An 11,372-nucleotide genomic window follows, 5' to 3' on the forward strand; every position below is an offset into this window, starting at 1 on the left:
TGCTTTTGGCTTTGTTTGAGGTTTATGCAAGCTGCTCCAACTCCTTTTGCATCTGGGACTTGTATATTCTACGGTAGCTGTCGCTTTCTTTCAGCAATTGTTCATGCGTCCCTTTTGCGACTAATCGGCCTTCTTCGAGGAGAAGGATTTGGTCTGCTTTTATAACCGAGCTAATTTTTTGAGCTATGATAAAAGTGGTACATGCTTGGTCCTTAATCGAAGCTAGTATATTTGCCTCTGTTTTGGCATCAAGCGCACTCGTACTATCATCCATTAACAAGATGCTTGGCTGTCTTACAATTGCCCGTGCGATGGAGAGACGTTGTTTTTGACCACCTGATAAATTTACCCCACGCTGTCCTACCATGGTTTCGTATTGATTCGGGAGAGTCATGATGAAGTTATGAATTTCCGCCTTTTTCGCAGCTTCTATGATCTCATCAAAAGTGGCATTCTCCTTCCCCCAGCCAATATTCTCTTTTACTGTCCCCGTAAATAAATGTGCTTCTTGAGGGACCATTCCAATTTGCTTTCTTAGTTCTTCCTTTTCATATTTCTTGATATTCTCGTCATCAATCGTTATATGTCCTTCAGTTGCCTCAAACAAACGAGGGATTAACTGAAATAATGATGTTTTTCCTGACCCTGTTTCCCCTAAGATTCCGATTCTTTGACCTGCCTCGGCGGTAAAGCTGATGTCTCTCAGTGTTGGCTTGACCGATTGTGGATAGCGGAAACTCACGTGCTGGAACTCCACTCGTCCGTCTATGATTTTTCCTGTTGTTGAAGGAGTCTTCATCTGTTCAGCATCTGTCTCTTGCTCAAGTATTTCAACAAGCCTTCCTGAAGAAGCCTGTGCTCTTGAGTAATTCATCATAACAAATGAAAAAACGGTAAAAGCAAACATAATTTTCGTTCCGTAATTAAGCACAGCGACGATTTCTCCCGCTTGTGCCCCACCCATATCCAGATGAAGAGAGCCAAACCAAAGAATGATAACCATCGCAACATTCATTCCGAACATAAGAATGGGCATCGTCATCTCCATTATTTGAAGGGCTTTCTTATTGTCTTCTCTTAGCAGCTTGTTTACTTTTTCAAACCTTCCCTGCTCATGGTTACCTCTTGTAAATGCTTTAATAAGCCGAATACCTACTAAATTTTCCTGGATGATACCGTTCACTGTATCAATCTTTTTTTGAACAAGCTGAAAAAGAGTGACTCCCTTTCGAATAAGAGTTAAAACAATCACCATTAAAAGAGGAACGGAAATAAGAAGAATCGTAGCTAGCTTCACGTTTACCGTGAACGCCATAATCATTCCACCCAATATAAATAAAGGGGCTCGGAGTGCAATACGCAGGCTCATAAATAGGAAGTTTTGTATTTGAGTCACATCATTTGTGAGCCTCGTAATTAAGGAAGAGGTGGGAATATCCTGAAAATCCTTAAAGGCAAATTGCTGGATCTTTCCAAACAGGTCTCTCCTAAGATCGTAACCGACCCCTTGACCTACTTGGGAGGAATAAAAGGAGTTTACAATTCCTGCAACAAAGGCGATAAAAGAAAGAAGTAGGAGAATGCCTCCCCATAGGTAGACGGGATTCATGTCTCCGTTTGTGATGCCCTCATCTATGATTTTGGCCATGAGTACAGGCTGTATCAGCTCAACCACCAGCTCAAAGCCAGTAAGTGATAAAGCAATAATCGTGGCGTATTTATAGGGAAATATGTATTTAAAAAGCTTCTTCATGGTGGATCCCTCCGTTTCCATTACAGAAAAATCTACAAATTATTTAGTCACCCTTAATATATTAATTGTAACATATTAATAGAGTGTACAAAATATTCAGTCATCTTTCATGGCAAACAAAAAAGCCTTATGCAGGCTCTTCATGTAGGGTTATTGATTTTTTTGAATTCCAAACCTAGCATTAATTTGACCACGAAGCATTTTGTTACGGAGTTTTTCATCTTTTGCTAAATTATTTTTCTTAATCATATCCTGCCTAATTTCGTACGTTCGAACGCCTTCTTCGCGCTTATTAGCTATTTCTATTAGCGTTTCTACATCAGAGAATGAATATTTTCGGTTTCCTCGTTCAGACCGCTCAGGGAAAATGAGCTTTCTTTCCTCGTAATAACGGATTTGCCTCTCGGAAAGGCCTGTTAATTCACTAACTACACCAATCGTTATGACTTTTCGGCTTTTATATGATGTATCTTCCCCCATGGTTTATTCCTCCGTTTCCCACACCGTTTGCTTCTAGATTATACCATTACCTTACACAATAGACGTCTAACTTGTAAGATTTTCTGACAAGTTTAAAAAATGATGTTAATTAAACTAACAGTTGAAGTGATAATTACTTCCAACCCGCTTACAATTACGTTAATACCAATCAGAAAGGATGAACTCCCCATGGCGCTTCTAAGAGAAATGGTTGAGAAAAGGCGAAAAGAGTATGAGAGTCTCCTAACAAAAGCCGGTGCCCTCACAGTTCGTAAAGACTCAGCTGATTTCACTCTTACCGAAATGGAAGAGGTCTATAGAAAATGGGTAGCATCAAGAAAGGAAAAGGAAAGGAAGAATGATGATGAAAAATGAAGATGCGATTACCTTAGCCAAGATGATTATTGAACTAGATCTACTTCGAGACGAAATCTGGGAGAGTCTAACAAGTGAAGCCGGTGATAAAGCATTTGAAATTCTTCGATACGTTCAAAATAGTTAACTCAGGAAAGCCTGCTGTCATGAATCAGCAGGCTTTCCTTTTTTCTTACTCTATACAAGCAGCTATCGTAAGCTTTGTGGTACATATACGCAAAACGGTTCACTCGCTAAGTAGTCCCCTGTCATAGCATATGCCCTAGAACGGGAACCTCCACAAATTTGACGATACTCACACATCCCACATTTTCCTTTGTAGAGGTCTGGATTACGAAGTTCCTTTAAGACTGGTGATGTTCGGTAAATATGATCTAACCGATTCTCACGGATATTACCGACTTTTATTGGCAGCAATCCACTTGGAAACACATCTCCCGTATGAGAAACAAAGATAAAACCATTTCCATCATTCACACCCTTTGGTGCTCGCTTTAAACCATCCCGGATTCTGTCCTGATCCATCGTCATGGTATCTTCGTAGCGAATATGACCTGTTTCTACTTTATGCTCTTTCACTTTTTGCTGAAGAACCACACGTCGATAATGCTGCGCTGCCGTTGTTTTAATATCATAAGGGACTTTTTTACTTAAGTCGTACAGCCACCTAAATACCTTTTCGTGTTCAAGCGGCGTTAAACAATCATCCACTTGGCCTCTTCCCGTGGGTACGAGTAAAAAAATATACCACATTACCACATCGAGCTCTTCCATTAGCTTGGCCATTTGCTCGAGATGGTCGTAATTGTAACGCGATATCACTGTGTTGATTTGAAGCGGCATGTTTAACTCACGCAAGTACGCAACCTTCTCAAGCGTTAAGTCAAATGAACCGGGGATGCCACGAAATTGGTCATGGATATCAGCAGTCGGTCCATCCAAGCTAAATCCCCACCTTGATAACCCCACCTGCTTTGCTAGTCTCATCTTCTCCTTTGTCACATTGGCTGTTGCACTAGGAGTCATAGAAACACGCATTCCTTTTTTAACCGCATAATCTGCTAGCTCCAGTAGATCGTCACGCATCATGCAATCACCACCACTAAAAACTAGCATCGGGTTATTCATTTCATAAATTTCATCGATTAAAGCGATCCCTTCCTCATGGGTTAGCTCATTTGGGTCTGGCGTCAGCTGTGCGTCCGCTCGACAGTGCACACATTTAAGCTGACAAGCTCTCGTTACTTCCCAGATGACAATAAACGGATTTTGGCTGTAATCAACAGGAACATGTTTCCCATGCATCGTATCACCTAACTATCTTTTAATTTTTCAATGTTCTCATTATAGGAGTTAACAAACTCAATGAATCATCCATATTGTTACAATCCTCTTACACTTGCTACTTTCTAATGAGAATTCATTGTCGTATAGTGAAAGTAGATGATTATTTCAAGGAAAAAGGAGAAAACCCATGCTATTACCTTGTCGCACAGATGTGTTAGCTTTCACCAAACAGCTCGTTCATATTGAAAGTGTCGTCAATACAGATGGAGAAAAAGTTATCTCTCATTCATTGCATACACTCCTGAATTCATTTCCTTATTTTCAAGAAAACCCTTCACACCTCGTAATCGAACCAACCATTGATGACGATTACGAAAGATATAATGTTCTTGCCTATGTAAAAGGAACAAAAGGCACAAGTAACCGCACCGTCATTCTGATGGGTCATGTGGATACCGTTGGGATAGACGATTTCAATCAATTAAAAAGCCTTGCTTGTTATCCGGACGAGCTAGCTGAAGCTTTGAAGAAAGAAGACCTAGCAGAAGAGGTAAAGGAACAGCTTGAATCTGGCGACTGGCTCTTCGGCAGAGGCACCCTTGATATGAAGAGCGGACTTGCCAGCCACCTTTATCTACTAAAATATTACTCAGAACATCCTGACGAACTTGATGGAAATCTTGTCTTCTTGGCAGAATGTGACGAGGAGGACAGTTCAAACGGAATTCTATCGTCGTTAAAAACATTAAAAAGATGGAAGACTGAGCATCACTTCGACTATGTTGCGGCGATCAACGCTGATTTCGTAGCTCCCCGGTTCAAAGGAGATCAAAATCGATACATATACAAAGGAACCGTCGGAAAGCTCCTGCCTTCCTTTTTCATCACCGGTGCGGAAACACATGTCGGCTCTTGCTTTGAAGGATTAGACCCCAATTTTTTAGCAGCAGAATTAACTCAGCAAATCAATTATAATCCGGAGCTTTGCAACGAGGCATTAGGGGAAACAACCGTACCTCCCGTATCGCTAAAACAAATGGATATGAAGCCTTCGTATGACGTACAAACCGCCTTAGCTGCTTATGTGTACTATAACTTTTTTATTCATTCGTGGACTCCAAAGGATGTCATCGACAAGCTTACCGAACAAGCGACAATTGCTTTCGATCGTGCCTTACGAACATATGAAGAGCGCTATAAAAATTATTGTAAAATTAGCGGAGAAGCATACCGACCGATTCCGTGGAAAACAAGAGTATTTACTTATGAACAGATGGAAGAAAAGCTGCTTGCTGAACATGGTGACACATACAAAGAACATATGAACCAATTTAAAGATCAACTGCAGCAAGACAAATCATTGGATAGCCGGATGTATGCTGCGCGTGTGGTTGAGGAAACATGGAAATGGATGAAGGACAAGAGCCCTGCCATGATTTTGTTTTATTCATCTTTGTATTCACCAAGAATTGAACTAACAGGGAAAACATCTGATGAATCAACCCTTATTCATGCACTCGATGAAGCCGTTGCTGAAGTACAGCCAGACTACCCATATCCGATCGTCACACGTAACTTTTTCCCGTATATATCTGATATGAGCTTTGTTGCATTAAGCGATGATGATGCAGGGCTTCAAGCAGTCACAAATAACAATCCAAGCTGGGGACGGAAGCACTTTATCAATTTCCAAGATATACGAGATATCAATGTTCCTGTCGTCAATATTGGACCATACGGAATTGACGCACATAAGCGCTTAGAAAGACTAGAAATGACATACTCCTTAGAAGTAGTTCCTACACTTACCAAACAAGTGATTGAGCGTGTATTAAAATAGGCGAGGGTTCATCCCTCGCCTGTTTTCTTATCTGTATTTATACACCACTGCCTCGTATGGACGAAGCTTGATCGAAGAAACATCTGGTTCACCTGGCTGCTCGTAATTGCTGATTAATACTTCTACATCACGGCAAATCATATCCTCTGGAAGTCTAAACTCTGGTCGATGATCAGAGAAATTCAGGATAACCAGTAACTTTTCTTTCTTAAGCGTTCTCGTATAGGCATAGATTTGTTCATGATCATCAAGAAGTAAATCATATGTCCCATACACGATAACATCATTCTCTTTTCTTAACTTGATCAGCTTTTTGTAATAATGGAAAATAGAATCCGGATCAGCCACTGCTTGTTCTACATTCACTTCTTTATAATTTGGATTTACGGTGATCCATGGCGTTCCTGTTGTAAAACCAGCATGTTCACTAGCATTCCACTGTACTGGTGTTCGTGCATTGTCTCGCCCTTTCACATAAATTGATTCCATTACTTTTGCTTCATCTTCGCTATTTTCTTTGACCTTTTCGTTGTACATATTCAGTGTTTCAATATCTTTATACTCTTCAATGGAGTCAAATTTGACATTCGTCATGCCAATTTCTTCACCTTGATAAATATAAGGAGTTCCTTGTAAAGTGTGAAGGAAGGTAGCAAGCATTTTTGCCGATTCTACTCGATACTTCCCGTCATTTCCAAATCGAGAAACCATACGAGGCTGGTCATGATTGTTTAAGTACAAGCTATTCCAGCCTTCCCCTTCAAGTCCCTTTTGCCATTTTGTAAAATTGTCTCTCAAGTCTTTTAGCTTTAACGGACGCAAATCCCATTTCCCACCTGGCCCTGAATCAAGATCCATATGTTCAAATTGGAACACCATATTCAGCTCGTTTCGATCTGAACCTGTATAAAGCTTTGCCTGCTCCACGTCTACACCTGGCGTCTCACCTACCGTAACAACACCTCTTGAAAGCACCTCTTTATTCATTTCCTGTAAGTATTCATGTATTTTAGGACCGTTGAAGAAATACTCTGCACCTGAAACATACTTTTTCCCTTCTAAATTTGGTGCATTCTGGTATCCTGCCTTAGAAATTAGATTGATCACATCCATTCGGAAGCCATCAACACCCTTGTCAATCCACCAATTCATCATATCGTACACTTCTCTACGAAGCTTTGGATTTTCCCAATTTAAATCAGGTTGTTTCTTGCTAAAAAGATGGAGAAAGTATTCATCGGTCGTTTCATCATACTCCCATGCCGAACCGCTAAAGAATGATTCCCAGTTCGTCGGCTCTTTGCCATCCTTTCCCTTACGCCAAATATAATAATTCCGGTATGGATTGTCCTGGGACTTTTTCGCTTCAAGGAACCAATGATGCTCATCTGATGAGTGGTTTACTACTAGGTCCATCATGAGCTTCATTTCACGGTCATGCATCTCCTGAATCAAATGCTCCCAATCTGTTATCGTTCCAAACTCATCCATAATATCTTGGTAATCGCTTACATCATACCCATTATCGTCGTTTGGTGACTTATATACAGGAGACAGCCAAATGATATCAACACCGAGCTCCTTTAAATAATCAAGCTTTTCAATAATACCTTGAAGGTCACCAATTCCATCTCCATTGCTATCCTTAAAGCTTCGAGGATAGATTTGATAAACGACACTCTCTTTCCACCATGATTGATCCATATGTATATCTCCTCTCATATGCACTGATTTGTGCAAACGTTTGCTTTTTACTAGGATAGCATTAAATGGCTCGAAAAAAAATAACCTTTCGCAAGAAAGAAAGGCTATTTTTTGACATATCTATTTCTCATTACTCGCTCTTTGTGCAAGCAGCGAAACAACCGCATCATCCATTGGCGGATTATGAAGGCCGGCCCGAACATCTCGGTAATATCTTTGCAGTGGACTTTTATGATAAAGGCTTTGCGCTCCTACGATGCGCATGGCTTTGTCAACAATCTCCATTGCTGCATTGGTAACCACATGTTTCACTGCTGCAAGCTCCGCATGTAGTTCATAGCGATGTTCAACATCTTGATCCCATCTTTCCGCTACGGAATAAAGAAAGGTTCTTGCACTCATTAACTTAAGCTCCATATCCCCGATAAGCTGACGAATATTAGGAAGCTCACTGATGGGACCTTTTATAGAGTTTGGTTTGTAATTGTTTGCATATTTCACCGCATAATTTCTTGCTGCTAAGGCAATTCCCATATAACAGGCCGGTATATGCAAAAGCCAACCAGTCGCCTTCTTCTTTGATTCCTGATCAAGAACTTGTACAAGTGCATCGTGAGGAACTCTCACATCTTGTAAAAGAATGTCATGACTTCCTGTTCCACGCATCGCCATGGTGTCCCATGTTTCGACGATTTCCAACCCTTTTGTTTCACGTGGAACAATAAACTGAGCAATTTCCCCATTTTTCTCCACCGCTGCAACGACAATAAAATAATCAAGTACAGGAGACATCGTCGTAAACGTTTTTCGACCGTTCAATACCCAATGCTCTCCTTCTTGTATGGCAAGAGTTTGCGGTCTGCCTCCTCTTGTTGGACTCCCTGTTGCTGCCTCGGATACGGCACTGTTTAATAACGCTCCATTATGTACGATGTCTTTTGCGATTTTCTCAAAAGCGCCATTTTTCCATAACTTCTTTTCTGCGGTATCCATGACAATTCCTAAATGCCAGCCGATAGAAAGAGCAGTCGAGGCATCTCCCTGGGCGAGTCTTTCCTGTAGAAGCACAAGCTCATAAAGTGAAATCCCTTCCCCTCCCAATTCTTTTGGTACAGAAAGCTTCGTGTAGCCACTTTTCTTTAACTCTTCGATATTTTCATAGGGGAAGCTCCCCTCCCGGTCATATTGTTCTGATCTTTCTTGAAAGGAATCAGCTAGCTTACTCACCATGCTATAGAGCTCTTTGTGACGGTTTGTTCTTAGAAAATATTGCTCATGATAACCCATTTAAAAAAACTCCCTTCCCTGCCTATTGAAACACATACTCTCCTTCACCAATGAAGAAGGTTGTTCCTTTTACTTCAACCCTATCTGTATGGAAAACAAGCTTCATAGATTGATCAACCGAACCTTTTTGAAACGTGAAAAATTGTTCTTGTATACGAATTTTAATAAAGTCTTTACCCGTTTCTTCCATTTTCAACCCAAATACCTCACACCAATGGGAGGCTGTTTTATGTGGATCATCGCAATAAATAATGGCTTCGTGTAAAGTAACCTTCCCGGCACGATGAGGTTGAATGGCTCCAGAATCTTTTAAAGATCGAAATCGTTCCTCATCAGATTCCTTCCAATGTATGAAAAACGGATAAACCACTCCTTCAAAGTCTCCCTCAACGGACGCCATTTTCCACTCAATCTTTTTCCCTAAATGGTTGATTCGGCTTCCCTCTACAATGGGTGACAGCTTCAATCCCTTCTCTTTCAAGGAATGGACCGTTTCTTCGATATGATCTGTACGAATGGCCAATCGTGCAATCACTTCTTTTTCAGGTAAAAGTCTTGCCGCATCATGAACAACCGCATTTACATTCTTATTCTTCTCAACAAGTTTGGCATCTTCAATCGCTAGAAATTCAAGATAACACAGTCCGAAGTAGCTTAAAGCATTGTACGTTCCCCATGTTGTATGAGATCCCCCTCTAAAGGCGTGAAGGTGTTTATTTGTAAAGATCTCCACTGCTGCATCTAGGTTTCTCACATAATGAACGGTATGATCCCAGCTTAAGTTGGCCACATTCAACTCTCCTATCGTTCCTGCTTTTTATATAAGTATAACGGTACGGCTCTTTCCTTGTAAAAAAAGAACCCCTTAGAATATCTAAGAGGTTAGGTCATCAATTTAGCCTCTTAATTACTTAAGCTAAAATTGATGACTAGTTAACTAACAAATGAAATAATTGTGACTCCTACGATCGCAACGAGGGACATATGCATGCCATTCGCTCGCAATCCCACCTGAACACCAGAAATCCCTGCAAATCGGCTAACCATTAAATTTAAGCCTGAGAACGGACTAAGCGCCGTTGACATCGCCCAGGTGAGTAACAATAATAACGCCAGAGAAATACTCGTTATACCGAGCTCAGCTGGCTGAAGCTGCATCGCTAGTGCTCCCACAACAGCAATCTGGTGAATTCCCATATAGGTGAGTACAAGTACGATCACAATGACTGCTAATGCAAAGAGGATAAAGGACTCCTTCGCAAACCCAGTAAGAACAGAATTGACTCCCTCTGCTAGCGCGGTTCCTTTTATGGCAAAAGCAAGCATACCTGCACTCATAAAGAGCATCATTTCATTGTTCATCAGCGGAACAGTACGATCGCGATAATCAATTAACAGTGGACGCATTTTCTCCCAGTTGCGAGGGAGAACCGCAAATGCTGCCGGAACAAAAACAGAGATCAGACAAACAATGACGATCATCGACCAGTGGGTAGCCAACTCAATCAAAAGACAAGAGCCCATTAACAAAACAACGAAGAAAACGAGTCGAATAAGCTGATTACGAATCTTCTTATCTAGTAAATGAAATTGTGTTGATTCCACATTCATAGGGTTTCTCTTCTGCCAAAGGGCAAATAAAACATTTCCGATTAGTAAAGACAAAGATGACAGAGCCATTCCATATCCAATGTACTGAGTGAAAGGAACATGCAAATAATGAAGCACTAAAGAAACCGATGCAAAATACGGCGACCAATAAATGGCGGTCGTAAAGCCCACGAGATAGCTTTTCGCGGACATCATCGATGGAAGCTTTAACTCATCTAAAAATTCATTGATAATCCGCACGGAGCCAAGATTTAAGACCGGACTTAATAAAAACAAAGTACCCGTAATTCCGGCATATAGTTTCTTTGGCTGCTGCATCAGCTTTTTTAGAAGAAGAGCTACCGCCTCAAAGTATCCTCCGAATCGTAATGGAATGGATAATAGAGGTGCTAACGTAATTAAACAAAGAAGAGGGAAAATAAGAAACAGGCCATCACTTATTCCTTCGACACCTGTCCCCTTCCCCATTTCAAGAATGATTCCAAGTCCCATCATAAAAAAGCCAAGAAGTCTTGGTAGAGGGTCTGCCTTCGGAGCACTACCGACAAACGCAATCAAAGCTAGAGCCACCACAACATATCGAAGCCAGGTAAGCTCTACAAAATATTGAATCAAATAAAGGCCACACATCGCTAAAATGAGGTAGCTTCGCATAGGTCAACTTCTCCTAATGAACTAGTAATCTTAGGTTCCATCGTACTCCTATCATTCGATAGATTCACTCGATTCTTCTACAGAAAATGTGTCAATTTAAATCCATTTTTCTAATTTAGGCTAACTTTCTGGTCTTTCTAAGCATCTTCTCGTGACTTATTTGCGATTCTGGAGGTTTTTTTGCGATTATAAAAATTAATTTGCTATTTCTGAGATTTGTTTGCGATTATAAAATTTTATTTGCTATTCTAGAAATTTACTTGCGATTATAAAAATTTATTTGCTATTCTAGAAATTTACTTGCGATTATAAAAATTTATTTGCTATTCTAGAAATTTACTTGCGATTATAAAAATTTATTTGCTATTCTAGAAATTTACT

Annotated in this window: 10 protein-coding genes; 3 read left to right on the top strand and 7 right to left on the bottom strand. The window is 40.5% G+C overall.

Annotated features, from left to right (window positions below; translation table 11 throughout):
- Window positions 1-22: 22 nt before the first annotated feature.
- Entirely contained in the window at window positions 23-1,753 is a 1,731-nt protein-coding gene (locus ACRX5O_RS14820) for an ABC transporter ATP-binding protein (protein ID WP_433906638.1), read from the bottom strand.
- Between the two features lie 150 nt (window positions 1,754-1,903).
- Window positions 1,904-2,233 carry a MerR family transcriptional regulator gene (locus tag ACRX5O_RS14825; protein ID WP_066057067.1) on the bottom strand — a complete coding sequence of 110 codons (330 nt, stop codon included), beginning with the start codon at window positions 2,231-2,233 and terminating at the stop codon, window positions 1,904-1,906.
- Window positions 2,234-2,422: 189 nt separating this feature from the next.
- Here ACRX5O_RS14825 and ACRX5O_RS14830 point away from each other — a divergent pair, with 189 nt between their 5' ends.
- Window positions 2,423-2,608 (top strand): hypothetical protein, encoded by a 186-nt coding sequence (locus ACRX5O_RS14830; RefSeq protein ID WP_119710325.1) that lies wholly within the window; start codon window positions 2,423-2,425, stop codon window positions 2,606-2,608.
- A complete protein-coding gene (locus ACRX5O_RS14835; protein WP_433906639.1) occupies window positions 2,598-2,735 on the top strand; it encodes a hypothetical protein in 138 nt (45 codons plus the stop codon). The genes ACRX5O_RS14830 and ACRX5O_RS14835 overlap by 11 nt, the downstream gene beginning before the upstream one ends.
- A gap of 62 nt (window positions 2,736-2,797) precedes the next feature.
- Here the strand turns inward: ACRX5O_RS14835 and ACRX5O_RS14840 are convergent, their stop codons facing one another.
- Window positions 2,798-3,913: a TIGR04053 family radical SAM/SPASM domain-containing protein gene (locus ACRX5O_RS14840; protein WP_433906640.1), complete on the bottom strand. Its 1,116-nt coding sequence runs from the start codon at window positions 3,911-3,913 to the stop codon at window positions 2,798-2,800.
- A 169-nt stretch (window positions 3,914-4,082) separates the two neighbouring features.
- On the opposite strand from ACRX5O_RS14840, the gene ACRX5O_RS14845 reads away from it, so the two are divergent.
- Window positions 4,083-5,735 carry a M20/M25/M40 family metallo-hydrolase gene (locus tag ACRX5O_RS14845; protein WP_433906641.1) on the top strand — a complete coding sequence of 551 codons (1,653 nt, stop codon included), beginning with the start codon at window positions 4,083-4,085 and terminating at the stop codon, window positions 5,733-5,735.
- A gap of 27 nt (window positions 5,736-5,762) precedes the next feature.
- Here the strand turns inward: ACRX5O_RS14845 and ACRX5O_RS14850 are convergent, their stop codons facing one another.
- The 4 genes from ACRX5O_RS14850 to ACRX5O_RS14865 form a co-directional block, all read right to left on the bottom strand.
- Complete coding sequence (locus tag ACRX5O_RS14850) at window positions 5,763-7,439, bottom strand: glycoside hydrolase family 13 protein (protein ID WP_433906642.1); 1,677 nt, start codon at window positions 7,437-7,439, stop codon at window positions 5,763-5,765.
- A gap of 120 nt (window positions 7,440-7,559) precedes the next feature.
- Entirely contained in the window at window positions 7,560-8,726 is a 1,167-nt protein-coding gene (locus ACRX5O_RS14855) for an acyl-CoA dehydrogenase family protein (RefSeq protein WP_433906643.1), read from the bottom strand.
- A 22-nt stretch (window positions 8,727-8,748) separates the two neighbouring features.
- Window positions 8,749-9,516, bottom strand: a complete 768-nt coding sequence (locus ACRX5O_RS14860) for a VOC family protein (RefSeq protein WP_433906644.1) — start codon at window positions 9,514-9,516, stop codon at window positions 8,749-8,751.
- A 143-nt stretch (window positions 9,517-9,659) separates the two neighbouring features.
- The gene (locus tag ACRX5O_RS14865) at window positions 9,660-10,991 is read right to left on the bottom strand and encodes a hypothetical protein (protein ID WP_433906645.1); all 1,332 of its coding nucleotides are present in this window, start codon (window positions 10,989-10,991) and stop codon (window positions 9,660-9,662) included.
- Between the last annotated feature and the right edge of the window lie 381 nt (window positions 10,992-11,372).

Source organism: Robertmurraya mesotrionivorans (assembly GCF_050971805.1).
Classification (GTDB): Bacteria; Bacillota; Bacilli; order Bacillales; family Cytobacillaceae; genus Robertmurraya_A.